Here is a 19,081-nt window from a genome sequence, read left to right on the forward strand (position 1 = left end):
CTGGATTGCGGATGATTTCTTGCGAAAAAGCCGGAAATATCTGTAAGCAAAGCGCCCAGCCAGGCGCCACGTGGGTGGCGCCTGGTAGATACGGCCGTTTATTTCAGCGCGGCAAAGGCGCGTTCAGCGGCGTCCAGGGTCAGTTTCAGCTCAGCGTCGCCATGGGCGATCGAGGTGAAACCGGCTTCAAACGCGCTCGGCGCCAGGTACACGCCGCCTTCAAGCATCAGGTGGAAGAAGCGTTTGAACAGGTCCGCATCGCTGCCCATCACGTCGTCGAAGGTGACGATATCGTCGGCGCCGCTGAAGTACAGGCCGAACATGCCGCCGGCCTGGGTGGTGACGAATGGGATACCGGCGGCATCGGCGCGCTGTTGCAGACCGTCCAGCAGGCGGGTGGTGTAGTCGGTGAGTTCGGCGTGGAAGCCCGGACGGCTGATCAACCGCAGGGTTGTGAGGCCGGCGGCCATGGCCAGCGGGTTACCCGACAATGTGCCAGCCTGGTACACCGGCCCCAGCGGCGCGATGTGTTGCATGATCTCGCGCTTGCCGCCGAAGCAGCCCACCGGCATGCCGCCGCCGATGATCTTGCCAAAGGTGCTCAGGTCCGGTGTGACGCCGTAGTGCGCCTGGGCGCCGCCTAAGGCTACGCGGAAACCGGTCATCACTTCGTCGAAGATCAGCACCACGCCATGTTTGTCGCACTGCGCGCGCAGGCCTTCGAGGAAACCCGGGGCCGGCGGTACGCAATTCATGTTGCCGGCCACCGGCTCGACGATGATGCAGGCCACGTCCTGGCCCACTTCGCTGAGCATCTGCTCGACGGCGGCGATATCGTTGAACGGCAGGGTCAGGGTGTGTTTGGCGAACGCCGCCGGCACACCGGCCGAGCTCGGTACGCCTTGGGTCAGCGCGCCGGAACCAGCCTTGACCAGCAGGCTATCGGAATGGCCGTGGTAGCAGCCTTCAAACTTGATGATGCTGTCGCGACCGGTGAAGCCGCGGGCCAGGCGAATCGCACTCATCGTGGCTTCGGTGCCGGAGCTGACCATGCGCACCATCTGCATCGACGGCACGATCGAACACACCAGATCAGCCATCTCGGTTTCCATGGCGGTCGGTGCGCCATAGGACAGGCCGTGTTCCAACTGCCTGCGTACCGCGTCCAGCACGTCCGGGTGGCTGTGACCGAGGATCATCGGGCCCCAGGAACCCACGTAGTCCACGTAGCGCTTGTCATCTTCGTCGGTGACGTAGGCGCCTTCGGCATGCTTGAAAAACAACGGCGTGCCGCCCACGCTTTTGAATGCACGCACGGGGGAGTTCACACCGCCGGGGATGTGTTTCTGGGCATTGGCAAACAGGGTTTCGGAACGGGACATAAACGGGCTCTCTACACTGAAGATTTAAGAAGGTCGCTGAAGGCGCGGGCGCGGCGCGTCACTTCCTGGGTGCTGTCGGCGCCGAACAGGCCATGGACCACCGCGAGCAGGTCGGCACCGTGCGCCACCAGCGGCTCGGCGTTCTCGAGGGTGACGCCGCCGATCGCACAGATCGGCAGGTGCAGGCGCTTGCGCGCATCGGCGAGCATTTGCAGGGTGGCGGCCGGCGCACCGGGCTTGGTGTTGGAGTTGAAGAAGCGGCCGAAGGCGACATAGCTGGCGCCTTCCCTGGCGGCCTGCTCGGCCAGTTCGATCTGGCTGTGGCAAGTGGCGCCGATGATGGCTTTGGGACCGAGCAGTGCGCGGGCCGGGGGGAGCGGGCCATCGGTCTGGCCCAGATGCACACCGACGCCCAGGCGCGCGGCCAGTTCGGCATCGTCGTTGATGATTAATTGGGTTTTGTAGCGCGAGCACAGTTCCCGCAGCGTTTGAGCTTCGCGCAGGCGGCGCGCTTCATCGTTACTTTTGTCGCGGTACTGCAGCAGCGTCACGCCGCCGTCCAGCGCCGCTTCGACGTAAGCGAGGAATTTGCCGGCCAACAGTTGGCTGTCGGTAATGGCATAAAGGCCACGTAATTTCATCGGGCATGTCCCTTGAAGTGGCGAGCAGGCGCCTACGAGCAGAAATCCAGCGGCAGCCGGCGCGGAACGAACTGGCCCTGGCCGAGTTGTTCAGCATCACGCAGCGTGCGCCAAGTGTAGTTGAGGGCCGATTGCACGGCGCTGGCCAGGCCTTCGCCCTGGGCGATACGCCCGGCCAGCGCACTGGCCAGGGTGCAACCCGAACCGTGATAGCTGCCCGGCAGGCGCTGACAGGTGAAGGTCTGGCGCGTGCCGTCGCGGCTATACAGGCGATTGTGCACTTCATGCTCGTCGCCATGCCCACCGGTAATCAACAGGTGCTGGATAAACGGCAGCAGCTTGTCGGCGCACTCGTCCGCCGTGCCTTCGGGCAGTTCAGCGAGGATGCGGGCCTCGGGCAGGTTCGGCGTGGCAATCAGCGACAGAGGCAACAGCCGCTCCCGCATGGCGTAGCCCACTTCATCCTTGCCCAGGCTGCCGCCGCCGCCGGCACGCAGCACCGGGTCGCAGACCACCGGCAGGTGCGGGTGCGCCTGCAGCAGCTCGACCACGGTGTCGACCATCGCGGTGGAGCCGAGCATGCCTAGCTTGACCGCGGCCACCTCGGAGTCGCTGAGCACGGCGTTGGCCTGGGCCAGCACCCACTCGCGGTCGAGCACGCGGAAGTCGCTGACGTTGACTGTGTTTTGCACGGTCAGCGCGGTAACGGCCGCAGCGGCATGACAACCCTGGGCGAGCAGGGCTTCGATATCTGCCTGCAGGCCGGCGCCACCACTGGGATCATGGCCGGAGAGACAGAGGACAACAGGGCGAGAGCTGTAGATATTCATGGTGGGCGAGCTTACCACCAAACGCTTTTTGCGTGGCCTTCGGGCAGTGCTTGAATTTCACTCTGAAGGCTTCGCGCTTGCGCGGCTTTAACGGCCAAAAAACCATGCTGAAAGCCTTGTCCTAGAGCCTTTCAAAAAATTATTTCAATGGTGTCCAATGGCCTGCAACGGCTATGCTAGAGTGAATCCAAACAACTTATCTGTACCGCCGGTGTACGTCTTCTCAAAAGGAATGGGGGGCCTTTGCCATAACCGGACATGCCACGCTGGGGCTCTATGCGCTATTTGCTGATTCTATTGTTGTGCGGGCTGCCCATGCTCGCCGGCGCCATCGAGTTCAACCAGGACACCCGAAGCCTGCCCCTGGGCCGAGCCTTGCAAGTGCTCGAAGACCCGTCCAACAGCCTTACCATTGCCGAGGTCAGCGCGCCGTCCGCGGCCGTGCAATTCAAACCTCACGATAAAGACACCCTCAACGCCGGCTACTCGCGTTCGGTGTTCTGGCTCAAGCTCAATCTGCATTATTTACCCCACGACACCGAGGCTCAGCGCACCTGGCTGCTGGAGCTGGCGTACCCGCCGTTGGACCACCTCGACCTGTACCTGCCCGACGGCCAGGGCGGTTATCGTCTGGCCAGGCGCACCGGGGATGCACTGCCGTTTGCCAGCCGCGAGATTCGTCAGAATAATTACCTGTTCAAACTGGATTTCACCCCAGGCGAGGCCAAGACCGTTTACCTGCGCCTGCAGAGCGAAGGTTCGATCCAGGCGCCGCTGACCCTCTGGTCCAGTACCGCGTACCTGGAGCAGCAGCCGCTGCGTCTGTATGTGCTGGGCCTGATCTATGGCGTGCTGCTGGGGATGCTGGTCTATAACCTGTTCATCTACCTGAGCGTGCGCGACACCAGCTACCTGTACTACATCTTCTATATCGCTTCGTTCGGCATGTACCAACTGTCGGTGAACGGCGCGGCGGTGGAATATTTCTGGCCGAACAACCCTTGGTGGACAAATGCCGCGACGCCATTTCTGATCGGTGCGTCGGCATTGTTCGGCAGCCTGTTTGCGCGCAGTTTCCTGCACACTGCCCAGCACAGTCGCTGGATCAACCGCGTGCTGCTGGCGCTGGTGGCGTGCGGCGCCGTGGTCATGCTGCTGTCGTTGATGGCCAGCTACGCGCTGGCACTGCGTCTGGCCACGGGCCTGGCGTTAGTGTTTACCGTGAGTATCTTTGTCGCCGCCATCAAGGCCTGGTATTGCGGCCAGCGCGTTGCGCGCTATTTCATCATCGCCTGGTCGGCGTTCCTGCTGGGTGGGGTGGTCAACACCCTGATGGTGCTGGGCTATCTGCCTAATGTGTTCCTGACCATGTATGCCAGCCAGATCGGCTCGGCAATCGAGGTGGCGCTGCTGTCGCTGGCCCTGGCCGACCGCATCAACGCGATGCGCGAGCAGCAGGCGCAGATTCTGTTCGATGCCAGCCAGAAACTCGAAGTGCTCAACTCGCAACTGGCCCGCAGCAACCGGCTCAAGGATGAATTTCTCGCCACCCTGACCCACGAACTGCGCACGCCGATGAACGGTGTGATCGGCTCTCTGGAGCTGATGCAGACAGTGCCTCTGACCCACGACCTGGCGCAATACCATCAAACCGCCGCCGGTTCCGCGCGGGACATGATGCGCATGGTCAACGGCATTCTCACCCTCACCGAATTGCAGGCCGGACGCCTGAGCGCCCAGCACCGCGTGTTCAGCCTGCGTGGGGTACTCGACAGCCTGCGCCAGCAATTCAATGCCAGCGCCCTGGCCAAGGGCCTGGCGTTTTCCATCGACGTCGCCGATGAACTGCCGGACCGCCTGGAGGGCGACGTCGACAAACTCATCCAGTGCCTGGATTGCCTGCTGGACAACGCGTTCAAATTCACCCACGAAGGCTCCGTGCGCGTGCGGGTGGTGGGCGTGCCCCACAGCGACGGCAGCGTGCGCCTGAGCTTTATCGTGACCGACACCGGCATCGGCTTTGCCTCCCTTGACGGGGCCACGTTGTACCAGCGTTTCTTCCAGCTGGACGGTTCGAGCACCCGAGAGTACGGCGGCATGGGCATCGGGCTGGCGATCTGTCGGCAGTTGATCGAACTGGTCGGCGGGCGCCTTACCCATCATTCCGAACCCCACAAGGGCAGTCGTTTCCAATTGGAGATGGAGGTGCGCCAGATGCCGTCCGAGTCCAGGCCTGCCCTGGCCGGGCAGCGCGCACCGCAGGACTGCACGGTGTTGCTGGTGGATGACAACAGTGTCGGCCAGTTGGCGGTGCGCGGCATGCTGCTCAAGCTCGGCTACCGGGTTAAAACGGTAGGCAGCGGCCCGGCGGCGTTGGAGGCGTTGCAGGCGCGATGTGTCGAGGCGGTGGTGTTGGATATGCCTGACGGTGAATTCTCGTTGTGTTGTCAGATCCGTGCCTTGCCCGGTTGCGCGGAACTGCCCGTGATCGCCTTGAGCACGTCGCTGACCGCGCCCGAGCGCGAGCGTTGCCTGGGGATCGGGGTGACCGAACGCATAGTCAAGCCGGTGCGCTTTGACGCGCTTCAGGCGGTGATGCAGCGCTGGGTGCTGGGCGCGGCCGAGGGCGAAAGCGCCGGGTATTCGGCGCGTATGCCACTTTTTTAAGCGCAGCAGCGGTGCTTAACTGAAAAAACCGGCCCTAACCGAACGTGGCCTTTTTCCAGGACGCCCGTGATGAACCTGCATCAATTTGCCGAAACCCACGACGTGACCAACCAGCCGCCCTCCCTGGACGGTGTCAACCTGTACCGCATCGACTTGCCCCTGCAAGAGTGGTCGCGTCGTTTCGGTGCCGGTTGGGCGCAACCGCGCATCGATGCCTATGGCGCGCTGGCCGGCGGGCCGTTGATGGCGGCCGGGTTCCTGGCCAATCAGCATAAGCCGGTGTTCAACACTCATGACCGTTACGGACATCGCATTGATCTGGTGGAGTTTCATCCGGCCTATCACGAGCTCATGCGCACCGCCGTGGAGCACGGCCTGCCGTCGTTGCCGTGGGCGCACCCGCAGGCCGGCGCCCATGTGGCCCGCGCCGCCATGACCTACCTGCACAGCCAGGCCGAGGCCGGCAGCGGTTGCCCGTTGACCATGACCTTTGCCTGCGTGCCGGCACTGCGGTTGCAGCCGGACCTGGCCAAGGCCTGGCTGCCGAAAATCCTCAGCACTCACTACGACCCGCGTAATGTGGGCATCGCCCACAAGGCCGGCGCCACCATCGGTATGGCGATGACCGAGAAGCAAGGCGGCACCGACGTGCGCGCCAACACCACCCGCGCCTATCCGGTGGGCGCGGGCGGCCCCGGGCAGGCGTATGAGCTGGTGGGCCACAAGTGGTTCTGCTCCGCGCCGATGTGCGATGCGTTCCTCACGCTGGCGCAGACCGACAAAGGCCTGACCTGTTTCCTGCTGCCCCGGCACCGCCCTGGTGATACACGCAATGAGTTCTACATCCAGCGCCTGAAAAACAAGCTCGGCAACTGCTCCAACGCTTCCAGCGAAGTAGAGTTTCGCGGCGCCCTGGCGTGGATGGTCGGCGAAGAAGGGCGTGGCGTGCCGACCATTATCGAAATGGTCGCCATGACTCGCTTCGATTGCATGGTCGGTTCCAGCGCCTTGATGCGCCAGGCGCTGACCCAGGCCAGTCATCATTGCGCCCATCGCTCGGTAAGCGGGCGCGTGCTCAGCGAGCAACCATTGATGCAAAACGTGCTGGGCGATCTGGCGCTGGAAAGCGAGGCCGCGCTGGCCTTGAGCATGCGCATGGGACGAGCGTTGGATCACTTGGATGACGAGCGCGAAAGCAAATTCGCACGGCTGGTCACGGCTGTGGGCAAGTACTGGATCTGCAAGCGCGCGCCGGCCATGATCAACGAGGCTGCCGAATGCATGGGCGGTGCCGGCTATGTGGAGGACAGCATCCTGCCGCGCCTTTACCGTGAGGCGCCGGTGAATTCTACGTGGGAAGGTTCCGGCAATGTGCAATGCCTGGATGTGTTGCGAGCGTTGTCCAAAGAGCCGGGGGTGCTGGAGGCGCTGTTTGTCGAACTGGGCGACGGGCACGGCGACAAGCGGCTGGCGCGGCATATCGAAGCGTTGAAATCCGCCTTCATGGACACCCAGGACATCCAGTACCGGGCGCGGCAGTTGACCGAGGACATTGCCGTGGCATTGCAGGCCAAGCTCTTGTTGGAGGCGGGTCATGCCGCGGTCAGCGATGGCTTTATCGCCAGCCGCTTGAGCGATTCCTCCGGCCGCGCTTATGGCGCCTTGCCGCGTGGCGTGGATGTGGCGGCTATCGTCGCCCGCTCAACGCCTTCTGTTTCTGAATAAGCGCGGTTCAAAGGTGGGAGGGGCAAGCCCTCTCCCACATTATTGAGCGCTTTCCAACGCCACTGTTTCGGTGCGGCTGGGATGCAGGCAAGATACAGGCCTGCATGTCAGAACACAGGATGCTTACCGTGACCGAAGCTTTTGTTGTCGTTAAAACCGCCGAAGAAGCCGTGGACCGGCTGGCGGCTCTGCATGAGCGGGCTACCGGCGCGCTCAATCAGGCCCTCAAGCAATACCTCAAGGACCGCGTCGAACCCGATGCCGAACAGCGTGCTCTGTTTCGCTACCCGGAACTGCGCCTGACCTACCACTGCCACGGCGAAGTCCCACAGACCACCCGCGCTTATGCCAAGGTGCAACTGCCGGGCACCTACAGCGTGACCGTTACCCATCCTGCGGCGTTCCGTAAGTACCTGCTGGAGCAACTGGTGCCGCTGATGCACGACTTCACCGTGACGGTGGAAGTGGGCGTGAGCCAGCAGAATATTCCTTACCCATACGTGGTCGAACAGGGCGATGAACTCGCCGGCTCCGGCGTGAGCGCCGCCACCCTCGCGCGGGTATTCCCCAGCACCGACCTGTCGGCCGCCACCGACGGCATTGCCGACGGCCTGTATGACTGGGAAAACACCGACCCGCTGCCCCTGGCGCTGTTCGATGCGGCGCGCGTGGACTTTTCCCTGCGCCGGCTGGTGCATTACACCGGCAGCGACTGGCGCCATGTTCAACCCTGGATCCTGCTGACCAACTACCACCGCTACGTCGACCAGTTCATCCTGCATGGCCTGGAGCAGTTGCGCAGCGACCCGCGTTTTGTCCGCATGGTGTTGCCGGGCAACGTGGTCATCGACAAGAGCATGGACCACGGCGAAGCCTCGGCCATCGCGGCGGGTGTGGTCTGGCACCGCTACCAGATGCCGGCTTATCACCTGCAGGCCAGCGATGGTCACGGCGTGACCCTGGTCAACATCGGCGTCGGCCCGTCCAACGCCAAGAACATCACCGATCACCTGGCCGTGCTGCGTCCGCATTGCTGGTTGATGATCGGCCACTGCGGCGGCCTGCGCCAATCCCAGACCATCGGCGACTATGTCCTGGCCCACGCCTACATGCGTCGCGATGGCATTCTCGACCGTGTGGTGCCGCCGAATATTCCGATCCCGGCCCTGGCTGAAGTGCAACTGGCGCTCCAGCAAGCTGCGGCCCACGTGACGGGCGAAAAAGGCGAACAGCTGAAAAAACGCCTGCGCACCGGCACCGTGCTGACCTACGACGACCGCAACTGGGAGTTGCGTTGGGCCCAGGAACGCCCATTGATCAACCTGTCCCGCGCCGTGGCGGTGGACATGGAAAGCGGCACCATCGCCGCCCAGGGCTATCGCTTGCGGGTGCCTTACGGCACGTTGCTGTGCGTGTCTGACAAGCCGCTGCACAGTGAAATCAAATTGCCCGGCTCGGCTAACGCGTTCTATGAACGCGCGGTGAGCCAGCACTTGAAGATCGGCATCGAAGCGGTGGACCTGCTGCGCAACGAACTCAACTCGCTGCACTCGCGCAAACTGCGCAGCTTCGACGAGCCGCCGTTCCGCTAAGCGGTTGGGATGGTCATTTAACGGTCAGGCCACTAGCATTGTCGGCCCTGACCGTTAGATGTTGTTCCGCCATGTCTCGTCCCACTCGCCCCGATTCGCGCCGCCCTGGCGTGAAACCTCCGTATTCCGCTGCGCGTCGCGTCGCCAAGGCGCCGCCAGCCGAGCCGAAGCTGATCCTGTTCAATAAACCATTCGATGTGCTGACCCAGTTCAGCGACGAAGGCGGGCGCGCGACGCTCAAGGACTTCATCGACATTCCCGGCATCTACCCGGCGGGCCGTCTGGACCGTGACAGCGAAGGCTTGCTGCTGCTGACCAACGATGGCCAGTTGCAGGCGCGCATTGCCGACCCTAAGCACAAGCTGGCGAAAACCTACTGGGTGCAGGTGGAGGGCGAACCCACGGAACAATTGCTGCAACGCCTGCGCGAGGGGGTAGAACTCAACGACGGCAAAACCTTGCCCGCCGAGGCCCGGCGTTTGGACGAGCCCGCGTTATGGCCGCGCAACCCACCGGTACGCTTTCGCAAAAACATTCCGACGTATTGGCTTGAATTGGTGATTCGAGAGGGGCGCAACCGTCAGGTCCGACGCATGACCGCCGCTGTGGGCCTGCCGACCTTGCGGCTGGTGCGGGTGCGCATTGGCGATTGGACAATCGATGGCCTGGACCAAGGCCAGTGGAAAGAAGTGCCGGCGCGTTTATAAAGCGCCGGATTCGATCAGGCCAATCACCACGCTCTTGATGATGAAAGCGGCCACGCCCAGGCCCAGCACGAAAAACAGGATGAACGAACCAAAGCGTCCGGCCTTGGACTTCTTCGCCAGGTCCCAGACGATAAAGCCCATGAAAATGATCAGAATCGTGACCAGGCCGGTCATCATCCATTCTTCAAACAGGGCGGGGTCGATGTTGTTCATGGGCTCTTCCAACGGGGCAGGCGGCGAGTATAGGGCAGTGTCACAAGCGCAACATTGACCTGGGTCGAAGTGCAATCAAAATGTGGGAGAGGGCTTGCCCCCTCCCACATTTGATCTTCATTGACCTTAGGTGCGTAGGTGGGTCAGTGGCAGCTCCGTGCTGTTGAGCACCTGGTTGAGTACAAAGCTTGAACGCACGCTGGTCACGCCTTCAATGCGGGTCAAATGCCCCAGCAACAGTTTCTGATAATGGTCCATGTCCGGCACCACCACTTTCAGCTGATAGTCCGCATCCATGCCGGTGACCAGGCTGCATTCCAGTACCTGGGGCAGGGTGCGGATGGCCGCCTCGAAGTTTTCGAAACGCTCGGGGGTGTGGCGGTCCATGCCGATCAGCACGTAGGCGGTCAGGCTCAGGCCAAGCATCTTGCGGTCGAGCAGGGCGACCTGGCGGGCGATGTAGCCGTCGTCTTCCAATTGCTTGACCCGGCGCGAGCACGGCGATGGCGACAGGCCAATCCGTTCAGCCAACTCCTGGTTGGAGATCCGCGCGTCACGCTGCAATTCCGCCAGAATACTCAGGTCATATCGGTCAAGCTTGCTCATTGGGTTGGCCTTTGTCGTAACTATTGCGGCGAATTATCTATGAAGGGTTAAAAATTGCGCAAGCACTGTTTATTGACGCAATCTTCGCAATCATCTGTCGGGTGCTGGCGCGTATCGTTAGCAACAGAATCACCGCCTGGACAACAGTCCACTGCAGCTCGCCCAATCAGGCCCGCTGCGGCCGCCGCCCCAGCAGGGTTGAGCCGGCCTCCAGGCTGCACACTGTCCACAAGACGGCGTGAGGTGAGCCAACGTCAAAAGCGTTGAGCCAGGACGAAATTCTCAAGGGGTGGCCGACGGGTCGCCCCTTTTCTTTTGCCTTAAGAAAATTGTTCTCGTGACTGATAACCTGTCTCAGAACCGGGCGAGGCTTTCCCAGTCTCATGTTCAAGCCCCGAATCGCAGTGAGGAAAAGCATGAAGCGCATCTGGCGTTTGGCAGGTGTTGGTTTGCTGGTGGTCGGTGTCGGCGCGCAGGTATTGGCCGACGAGCGCGATAACGCACCTCGCGAAGGCCAAGGGCCGCAGGGAGGTGGGCAGCATGAGCGCGGCCCGGAGGGCGGGCGGCGGCCGGAGAATAGTCCGCCGCGTCCCGAGAACCCTCAACCGCGTCCGCAGAACGAGCATTTTGACCGCGGCGGCCCGAATGGCGGTGGTCAATGGCAGGCGCGGCCGCAGAGCAACGAACCGGAGCGGCCGGCGCCACCGCCGAATAATCTGCCGATCCAGGGCCGGCCCGATACCGTGCGCCAGACCCAGGAACCGCGCCAGGGTTACTACCGTGATATCCCCCGGCGCAACGATGGCAACCCACATTGGGAAGCCGGCGGCCCCGGTTCGCGTCCCGGCTACAACGGGCGTCCGGATGACCATCGTTGGCCAGGGCGCCCCGACGGCCATGGCAATGGCTGGGGCGCAGGCCCGCAGTACCGTCCGGGTTATGTGGTGGACCGCTTCCCCGACCGCAATTACCGCGTGCCGTATCGTGGCCAGGACTACTTCTTCTCCGGCGGTTACTGGTATCGCCCCCAGGGCCCGCGCTATGTCGTGGTTGCGCCGCCTTATGGCATCCGCGTGCATTACCTGCCGGACTATGCGCGCGAAGTGTGGGTCGGCGGCTCGCTGCTGTTCCTCGCCGCCGGCGCCTATTACGCCTACGAAGAAAGCACTCAGCAATACGTGGTGGTGCAGCCGCCGGCGGCGGTTCCCGCGCCGCAGCCTGCGCCCCAGGGCAATGGTTATGACGTGGTGGCCTATCCCGCCAATGGCCAATCACCGGCCCAGGTGCAACAGGATGGTTATGACTGTTATCGCTGGGCGGTGCAGCAAAGCGGCTTCGACCCTCAGGCCGTCACCTATGCACCCGACCCGGCGGTGGTGCAGGCCTATCGCCAGGCCCAGGGCAACTGCCTGAGCAGTCGCGGGTATCAGGTGCAGTACTAGACCTTGGCGCCTGTAACCACTTCCTGCGGGTCGGCGTGTACCAGCACTTCGGCGCGCGGGTAGGCGGCGTGAATGGCATCGGCGGCCTGGTCGCTGATGTCATGGGCCACTGACAAGGTCAGGTCCCCCGGCAGTTCCAGGTGCAATTGCACGAACCAATGGTTGCCCGATACCCGCGTGCGCAGGTCATGGGCGCCCAGCACACCGGGCACGCCACGGGCCAGCTCCAGCATGTGCTGGCTGACGTCGGGCGGCAGTTCTTCGTCCATCAGCACCGCAAAGCTTTCCCGGGCGATATGGATGGCACTCCACAAAATGTAGGCGGCGATCCCCAGGCCGAACCAGGCATCCACCTGATGCAACCCCATGGCGGCCAGCACCAGCGCCAGCAGGATGCTGCCGTTGAGCAGCAGGTCCGAGCGATAGTGCAGCGAGTCGGCGCGCACGGCGTTGGAGCCGGTTTCACGGACCACCCGGTGTTGCAGCATCAGCAGGGCCACGGTCAGCAACAGGGAGAACACAATCACGCCGATGCTCAGCCATGGCGCGCCCACCGGTTCCGGATGCTGCAGGCGCTCATAGGCCTGCAGTGCGATCAACACCGCACTGCCGCCGATAAATAACGCCTGGGCCATGCCGGCCAACGACTCCGCCTTGCCATGCCCGTAACGGTGATCGTCATCGGCCGGTCGCAGCGCGTAATGCACGGCGAGCAGATTGAGCAGCGACGTCACCCCGTCCAGCAGCGAGTCGGTCAAGCCGGCAAGCATGCTCACCGAGCCGCTGAACCACCAGGCGATGGCCTTGGTGATGATCAGTACACAGGCCACCGCAACCGAGGCGCGAGTGGCCAGGCGCAACAGCCGGGCGTGTTCGGGACTGCTGGTCATGGGCTGTCCTTAGGCGGCGGGTTGCAGGCCAAGGGCGGCGAGTTGTTGCACGCTGCCCTTGAACTGGATCAGGCGCGGGTCGTCCAGCGGCAGGCTGCGGCCGGTTTCTTTCTGAATGATGCTTTGCAGCTTGGCGTTGTCGACCTGGCCGTCGGCGCCGACGGCTTCGTGGAGTTTTTCCGGGGCGACCTGGGCAGTCTTGCCCGGCTCGAAATAGATCGCGCCCGTGGCGAAGTCGACGCCAAACGCGATCAGGCCAGGGATCACATAAAACAGCAGGCCCACGGCATCAAGCACAGCGATGGTCGGGTCGATCTTGCCGTCGATCTGGCCGCGGCGGTCGGGGTAGAAAATCGAGCCGCAGGCGGTCAATTGGCTGAGCAGGGTGACGGCTAAAACACCGCCGATGACACGGGAAGCGATACGCATGGACAATCTCCTCAACAGGGTTGATACGCGACTATATAACACCGGCCTTGAGACCAGCGTCGGCATCCGGCAGTTCGCCGTTATACTCGCCGCTCTGCTTTGGAGCCAGTATGAATTCGTTGCCCATCGATGATGTTTTACCCGCCCTGCGTGACGCTTTGGCCAATCGCCATGAAGCCGTGCTGGAAGCGCCGCCCGGCGCCGGTAAAACCACCCGCGTGCCCTTGGCCTTATTGAATGAAACGTGGCTGGCCGGGCAGACCATCCTGATGCTCGAACCGCGCCGCCTGGCTGCGCGCGCCGCCGCCGAACGCCTGGCCAGCGAACTGGGGGAAAAAGTCGGCGACACCGTCGGCTATCGCATCCGCCTCGACAGCAAAGTCGGCCCCGACACGCGCATCGAAGTGGTCACCGAAGGCATTCTCACGCGGCGCCTGCAGGACGACCCGGCCCTGGAGGGCGTGGGCCTGCTGATCTTCGATGAATTTCACGAGCGCAGCCTCGACGCCGACCTGGCGCTGGCCCTGAGCCTGAATGGCCGCGAGCTGTTTCGCGATGAGCAGCCGCTGAAAATCCTGTTGATGTCCGCCACCCTCGAAGGCGAGCGCCTGGCCGGTTTGCTGGACGACGCACCGATCCTGCGCAGCGAAGGGCGCATGTTTCCGGTGCAGATGCGCTGGGGGCGGCCGTATCAGCCCGGTGAGTTTATCGAACCGCGCGTGGTGCAAACCGTCCTTGAAGCCCTGCATGACGAAACCGGCAGTGTGCTGGTGTTCCTGCCGGGCCAGGCGGAGATTCGCCGGGTCCACCAGCAGCTTGCCGACGCCCTGGGCGACAGCCCCGATGTGCTGCTGTGCCCGCTGCACGGCGAGCTGGACCTCAACGCCCAGCGCGCCGCCATCGACCCTGCGCCGCCCGGCACACGCAAAGTGGTCCTGGCCACCAACATCGCCGAGACCAGCCTGACCATCAATGGCGTGCGCGTGGTGATCGACGCCGGGCTCGCACGAGTGCCGCGTTTCGACCCCGGCAGCGGCATGACTCGCCTTGACACCCAACGCATCTCCCGCGCCAGTGCGACCCAGCGCGCCGGCCGGGCCGGGCGCCTGGAACCGGGGGTGTGTTATCGGTTGTGGTCCGAAGACCAGCATGAAGGCCTGGCCGCGTATGGCAGCGCGGAAATCCTCGCCGCCGACCTCGCCGGTCTGGCCTTGCAGCTGGCGCGCTGGGGCGTGACGCCCGCGCAGCTCGTTTGGCTCGATGTGCCACCGACCGCCGCGTATGCCCAGGCCCAGGACTTGTTGGTGCGTCTGGGGGCATTGAGTGAAGAAAAACTGACGGCGCATGGGCAGAAGATGGCCGAGTTGCCGGCCCATCCGCGCATCGCTCATTTGCTGCTGCGCGGGCAAGACCTGGGGCTGGCGGCCACCGCGTGTGACGTCGCCGCGCTATTGGGCGAGCGCGATATTTTGCGCGGTGCCGGTGCGGACCTGCATAGCCGTCTGGCGTTGATGTCCGGCGAAGAACGCGCACGCGGCGGCCAAGGTGGCGTGCAGCGGGCCAGGCAACTGGCGCGGCAATATCGCGGGTACCTGCGCGGCAAGCCGACGCAAGCGGTGGCCGATCCAGACCACCCGCGCTGGCTCGGCGCCTTACTGGCGCTGGCCTACCCGGACCGCGTGGCCCAGCAGCGTCGCCCCGGCGGCGCCGAATACCGCCTGGCCAATGGCCGCGCGGCGCTGTTCGCCGAGGCCGACAGCCTGATGAAACAACCGTGGCTGGTGATCGCCGACCTGGGCAGCCGCCAGGGCCAGCGCGAAGAGCGCATTTACCTGGCGGCGGATTTCGATCCGGCGCTGTTCGACACGGTGCTCGCCGAGCAAGTGCGCAACGTCGATCAACTGGATTGGGACGAACGCGAAGGCGTACTGCGTGCCGAGCGCCAGCGCAAAGTCGGTGAACTGGTGCTCAGCCGCGAACCGCTGACCGGCCTCGACGAAGCCGCGCGCAGTCAGGCGCTGGTGAATCTGGTGCGGCGCAAAGGCCTGGAACTGTTGCCCTGGACCCCGGAACTGCGGCAATGGCAATCCCGGGTGATGCTGCTGCGTCAGTTGGACGCCGGCAAAACCAGCGAGTGGCCCGACCTCAGTGACAACGCGTTGCTGGCCGGCCTGGAGCACTGGCTGATGCCGTACTTGGGAAAAGTCTCGCGCCTGAGCCACTTCGCCAACCTGGATATCTCCAGCTATCTGCACAACCTGCTGCCCTGGCCGCTGCCCCAGCGCCTCGACGAACTCGCGCCGCAGCACATCAAAGTCCCTTCGGGTTCATCGGTGCGTTTGGACTACAGCGAACAGCCGCCGATTCTGGCGGTGCGCTTGCAGGAACTGTTCGGCCTGGCCGACACGCCGCGCATCGCCGGCGGGCGCCAGGTGGTGAAGCTGCACCTGTTGTCCCCGGCACGGCGGCCGGTGCAGGTGACGCAGGACTTGGCGAACTTCTGGCGCAGTACCTATGCCGAGGTGAAGAAAGACCTGAAGGGCAGGTATCCCAAGCATTACTGGCCGGATGATCCGCTGATAGCCGAGCCGACCGCGCGGATCAAACCCCGAAAGTCATAACCCTAAGCCTTCTACATTTATTGCGCGGCGGGCAGCAGGAAGCGGGCAATCACCGGCAAATGGTTGGAAATGCGCAACGTATCCTCCTGCCGCACCTTGGCCTCCACCCGCTTGATGCGCGGGCTGTGGAACAGGTAATCGACCGTGCGATCCGGGCCGTCGATGCTCGGGTCGTTGGGGAAGTACGTCAGCCATTTCTCCCGGTCGATGCCGCTGGATTGGCTGTTGCTCGGGATCATCGGGTACTTGTCCCACAGCAGGTGCAGCTCGCTGTCCGGCGAATACTGCCCGCGTTTGCTGGCGTCCAGGCGCAGGAATTGCCCCAGCGGCAGCAGATTGAAATCGCCGCCGATCAACCACGGTGTGCCACGCCCCTCGAATTTATCCAACAGCTTGACCGTGGCCTGCACCTGTTCCTGCACGGCACTGTGCCCCGGCATATCGGGATTCAGACGCGTGTTGAGCACCGCCAGCTGGCCGCCATCGCTCAACGGCAGGTAAGTCAGCAGCAGGGCGGGCTTGGGCTGGAACTGGCGGCTGATCAATCCAGCATCCGGCACCGGCAGTTGCAGGCGTTCGGCGTGTTCGATCTGGTAGCGGCTGAGGGTGGCGAGCTTGCGCCCGACGCTGCCGAAAATATGCAGGTCGGGCACGAAATCGGCTTTCCAGTCGAACGCCTGGGCGCTGCACGGGTAGAGGTCGACCAGGCGCTCTTGCAGCAACGCGAGTTGATCCTGGTAATGGGAGGGCTTGGCGTTTTCGTCGAGTTCCTGCAACAGCAGGAGGTCGGGTTGTTCATCGCGGATTATCCGCGCCACTTCGTCGAGGCTGACGGCCATGTCTTCCACGGTGGGGCGCTCGTCCGGGCCGCTGCCGTCGGCGGTGTCGTACCAGAACACGTAGTTTTTGCCGGCCAGGTATTGCACGTTCCAGGTCATCACTTTGAGCGCCTGCCCGGGCAGCAGGGTAGGCGCCCGTGGCGCCACGCAACTGACGGGCAGGGTCTGCCTGGGTTCGGGGCGCCAGGTGAGGCTGTAGATCAAGGCGCTCGCCAGGCCCGCGACGATCAGCAGGCCCAGCAAGGTGATGCGCAATAAACGGGTCATCGGCTCGGCTTAGGGCGTGTCAGGGATGGCGGGAGCATATCACCGCGCGTCGGCGTCGCCACCGATCAGCATGAATAAACGGAACAGCACCACACTGGTAAACAGCTGCAGGAAACTGTGAGCACTGTCGATCAGCACACCCAGCAACGGCGCCGGCTCGGGATACGCCGCGACACTGGCGCCCTTGAGCAGCCACAGGGGTGTCATCACACACAGCAGGCACACGAGGATGCGCCAGAAATGCCCACGGGTCAGGCGCAGGCTTTCCTTCATCGCTTCCAGCGCCGGCATGCCGCGCAGCACCAGCAGGTACTCGGCAAACCCCAGCACCACCATCAGCCATAGGCCCGGCAGGAAATACAGCGACAGCCCCAGCAGAATCAACAGCGTGCTCATGGCCGTCAGCAGCGCGAAACGCGGCCACAGGGTCAGCGCCATCGCCCACACATCGCGGGTGCGCGGCGTCTGGCCACGAGTTCGGGCGTCAAGGAACAGAATCAGGGCACCGGTATACACCGGGTAGACGAGCAAACCCACTATCACGCTGTAACCGGGGAAGGCGTCCGCGCCGAGCGTATGGTCGAGCACTTGTTGCAGCACCGCTTCGAGGATCACCCAGGGCAGGCACAGCTGAACGATGGCGCCCAGGTTGCGCAGGGTAAAACGGAAGGAGTCGCGCAGTACGTCTAACGGATTCATCAGGTTCATCGCAGGCCTGTAAACGAGGGCGACACTTTAACCGATCAGCATCGAAGGGGCACAAACGTAAACCTTGAGTAAAGACCATTGAAACAATTGGTAACAGCCCCATAACTAGCACGCACCTGGCCTGATCAAGGGCAGGACCACGATTTCTACCGGCAATCTAACGAGGTCGCCATGAACAGCGAAGAGCAAACCCTGATCGATGGACTGTTTTCACGGTTGCAGCAAGCCGAAACGGACTCAGCCCCCCGCGACGCCCAGGCCGAAGCGCGGATCAAGGAGCACATGACTCGCCAACCGGCCGCCGGGTACTACATGACCCAGTCGATTCTGGTGCAGGAACACGCCCTGCAGAGCCTCGACGCGCAGAACAAGCAACAGGCGCAGCAGATTCAGCAGTTGCAGGAACAATTGCAACGCGCCAAATCCGCGCAACCCGCCGCCTCCAGCGGTGGCGGTTTCCTGTCGAGCATTTTTGGCGGCGGCTCCCGCGACGCGCAACCCACCCAGAGCGCCCCGGCCTCCACGGGCGGCGGTTGGCGCGAACCGGCGCGGCCCTCCTTCAGCCAGCCTGCGCCGCAACAGAGCTATCAGCAGCCCCCCCAAGCACCTGCCGCGCCCGTGGGCAGCGGTTTCCTTGGCGGCGCCATGAAAACCGCAGCGGGCGTGGCCGGTGGTGTGTTGCTGGCCGAGGGCATCAGCAGCCTGTTCCACCACAACCAGCAACCACAGGTGGTGGAAGAAATCATCGAGCAACCGGCGCCGGCCAGCGATCAAGGCAACTGGGGCAACGATGACCAGAAGTTCGCCGGCAACGACAGCTGGGGCGGCAACAACGCCGACAGCTTTGCCGATAGCGATTATTCCGACGACTCTTCCGTCTTCGATGATGACGATTCCTTCGTCTGACACCGCCAGGCCGGGGCGGCATAGCGCCCCGGTCTGATTTTTTCCCGGAAACTTCCCTGTGGCTGGCATACTGGCGCCTTTGCGGACCCCCGTATGCCGGGTCCAAATGGCTGTCATGGGGAAGTGCGGTGAAGAAAATTGCAGTGTTCGCCGATGTACAAAACCTCTATTACACCGTGCGCCAGGCCTATGGCTGCCACTTCAACTACGCCGCCCTGTGGGCTGATATCAGCTCCCGCGGGCAGATCGTCGAGGCGTATGCCTATGCCATCGACCGGGGCGACAGCAAGCAGCAGCAGTTCCAGCAGATCCTGCGCAACCTGGGCTTTACGGTAAAGCTCAAGCCGTATATCCAGCGCAGCGACGGCTCGGCCAAGGGCGACTGGGACGTGGGTATCACCCTCGACATCATGGACGCCGCCGACCACGTCGACGAAGTGGTGCTGGCCTCCGGTGACGGTGATTTCGACATGCTGCTCGAACGCATCATCCACAAACATGGCGTTGAAGCCGTGGCTTATGGCGTGCCGGGGCTCACGGCCAATTCATTGATACGCGCCGCCAGCCGCTACGTGCCGATCGAAGGCGCGTTGCTGCTTAAATAGTTGTTTTGACG

17 protein-coding genes are annotated in these 19,081 nt (G+C 63.3%); 8 read left to right on the forward strand and 9 right to left on the reverse strand.

Annotation, left to right across the window (positions count from 1 at the left end; translation table 11 throughout):
• Window positions 1-98: 98 nt before the first annotated feature.
• The 3 genes from hemL to OSC50_RS02425 are packed head-to-tail and all read right to left on the reverse strand — an operon-like array spanning window position 99 to window position 2,853.
• Window positions 99-1,382, reverse strand: coding sequence for a glutamate-1-semialdehyde 2,1-aminomutase (hemL, locus tag OSC50_RS02415; RefSeq protein WP_253509543.1), 1,284 nt, complete (start codon window positions 1,380-1,382; stop codon window positions 99-101).
• 11 nt (window positions 1,383-1,393) lie between these two features.
• Window positions 1,394-2,023: a thiamine phosphate synthase gene (gene thiE, locus OSC50_RS02420; RefSeq protein ID WP_266246905.1), complete on the reverse strand. Its 630-nt coding sequence runs from the start codon at window positions 2,021-2,023 to the stop codon at window positions 1,394-1,396.
• 32 nt (window positions 2,024-2,055) lie between these two features.
• Entirely contained in the window at window positions 2,056-2,853 is a 798-nt protein-coding gene (locus tag OSC50_RS02425) for a hydroxymethylpyrimidine/phosphomethylpyrimidine kinase (RefSeq protein ID WP_181079824.1), read from the reverse strand.
• A gap of 276 nt (window positions 2,854-3,129) precedes the next feature.
• Between OSC50_RS02425 and OSC50_RS02430 the strand changes: the two genes are divergently transcribed.
• The 4 genes from OSC50_RS02430 to OSC50_RS02445 all read left to right on the forward strand — a co-directional run bounded on the left by OSC50_RS02430 (window position 3,130) and on the right by OSC50_RS02445 (window position 9,544).
• Window positions 3,130-5,520: a hybrid sensor histidine kinase/response regulator gene (locus OSC50_RS02430; RefSeq protein WP_266246903.1), complete on the forward strand. Its 2,391-nt coding sequence runs from the start codon at window positions 3,130-3,132 to the stop codon at window positions 5,518-5,520.
• A 69-nt stretch (window positions 5,521-5,589) separates the two neighbouring features.
• The gene (locus OSC50_RS02435) at window positions 5,590-7,245 is read left to right on the forward strand and encodes an acyl-CoA dehydrogenase family protein (RefSeq protein WP_266246901.1); all 1,656 of its coding nucleotides are present in this window, start codon (window positions 5,590-5,592) and stop codon (window positions 7,243-7,245) included.
• Window positions 7,246-7,364: 119 nt separating this feature from the next.
• On the forward strand, window positions 7,365-8,837 hold the full coding sequence (gene amn, locus OSC50_RS02440; protein ID WP_266247527.1) for an AMP nucleosidase: 1,473 nt from the start codon (window positions 7,365-7,367) through the stop codon (window positions 8,835-8,837).
• 71 nt (window positions 8,838-8,908) lie between these two features.
• A complete protein-coding gene (locus OSC50_RS02445) occupies window positions 8,909-9,544 on the forward strand; it encodes a pseudouridine synthase (protein WP_258197689.1) in 636 nt (211 codons plus the stop codon).
• On the opposite strand, the gene OSC50_RS02450 is transcribed toward OSC50_RS02445, so the two are convergent.
• Window positions 9,539-9,748: a DUF2788 domain-containing protein gene (locus tag OSC50_RS02450; protein ID WP_025999909.1), complete on the reverse strand. Its 210-nt coding sequence runs from the start codon at window positions 9,746-9,748 to the stop codon at window positions 9,539-9,541. The genes OSC50_RS02445 and OSC50_RS02450 overlap by 6 nt on opposite strands.
• A gap of 135 nt (window positions 9,749-9,883) precedes the next feature.
• Window positions 9,884-10,363: an Lrp/AsnC family transcriptional regulator gene (locus OSC50_RS02455; protein WP_003194418.1), complete on the reverse strand. Its 480-nt coding sequence runs from the start codon at window positions 10,361-10,363 to the stop codon at window positions 9,884-9,886.
• 416 nt (window positions 10,364-10,779) lie between these two features.
• Here OSC50_RS02455 and OSC50_RS02460 point away from each other — a divergent pair, with 416 nt between their 5' ends.
• Window positions 10,780-11,805, forward strand: a complete 1,026-nt coding sequence (locus OSC50_RS02460) for a DUF6515 family protein (RefSeq protein ID WP_266246898.1) — start codon at window positions 10,780-10,782, stop codon at window positions 11,803-11,805.
• Here the strand turns inward: OSC50_RS02460 and OSC50_RS02465 are convergent.
• Both OSC50_RS02465 and OSC50_RS02470 read right to left on the reverse strand, forming a co-directional pair.
• Window positions 11,802-12,695 (reverse strand): cation diffusion facilitator family transporter, encoded by an 894-nt coding sequence (locus tag OSC50_RS02465; RefSeq protein WP_181079819.1) that lies wholly within the window; start codon window positions 12,693-12,695, stop codon window positions 11,802-11,804. The two genes, OSC50_RS02460 and OSC50_RS02465, sit on opposite strands and share 4 nt — an antisense overlap.
• A gap of 9 nt (window positions 12,696-12,704) precedes the next feature.
• Window positions 12,705-13,124, reverse strand: a complete 420-nt coding sequence (locus tag OSC50_RS02470) for a polyribonucleotide nucleotidyltransferase (protein WP_266246896.1) — start codon at window positions 13,122-13,124, stop codon at window positions 12,705-12,707.
• Between the two features lie 110 nt (window positions 13,125-13,234).
• Here OSC50_RS02470 and hrpB point away from each other — a divergent pair, with 110 nt between their 5' ends.
• On the forward strand, window positions 13,235-15,745 hold the full coding sequence (hrpB, locus tag OSC50_RS02475) for an ATP-dependent helicase HrpB (RefSeq protein ID WP_266246893.1): 2,511 nt from the start codon (window positions 13,235-13,237) through the stop codon (window positions 15,743-15,745).
• A 17-nt stretch (window positions 15,746-15,762) separates the two neighbouring features.
• Here hrpB and OSC50_RS02480 read toward each other — a convergent pair whose 3' ends face one another.
• Together OSC50_RS02480 and OSC50_RS02485 are read right to left on the reverse strand one after the other, a co-directional pair.
• Window positions 15,763-16,851 carry an endonuclease/exonuclease/phosphatase family protein gene (locus tag OSC50_RS02480; RefSeq protein WP_181079817.1) on the reverse strand — a complete coding sequence of 363 codons (1,089 nt, stop codon included), beginning with the start codon at window positions 16,849-16,851 and terminating at the stop codon, window positions 15,763-15,765.
• A gap of 39 nt (window positions 16,852-16,890) precedes the next feature.
• Window positions 16,891-17,550, reverse strand: coding sequence for a DUF7847 domain-containing protein (locus OSC50_RS02485; protein WP_181079816.1), 660 nt, complete (start codon window positions 17,548-17,550; stop codon window positions 16,891-16,893).
• Between the two features lie 180 nt (window positions 17,551-17,730).
• Between OSC50_RS02485 and OSC50_RS02490 the strand changes: the two genes are divergently transcribed.
• Both OSC50_RS02490 and OSC50_RS02495 read left to right on the forward strand, forming a co-directional pair.
• Window positions 17,731-18,465, forward strand: coding sequence for a DUF2076 domain-containing protein (locus OSC50_RS02490; protein ID WP_181079815.1), 735 nt, complete (start codon window positions 17,731-17,733; stop codon window positions 18,463-18,465).
• 128 nt (window positions 18,466-18,593) lie between these two features.
• Entirely contained in the window at window positions 18,594-19,070 is a 477-nt protein-coding gene (locus OSC50_RS02495) for a LabA-like NYN domain-containing protein (RefSeq protein WP_034100876.1), read from the forward strand.
• Window positions 19,071-19,081: the final 11 nt, after the last annotated feature.

This window comes from Pseudomonas quebecensis, assembly GCF_026410085.1.
Classification (GTDB): domain Bacteria; phylum Pseudomonadota; class Gammaproteobacteria; order Pseudomonadales; family Pseudomonadaceae; genus Aquipseudomonas; species Aquipseudomonas quebecensis.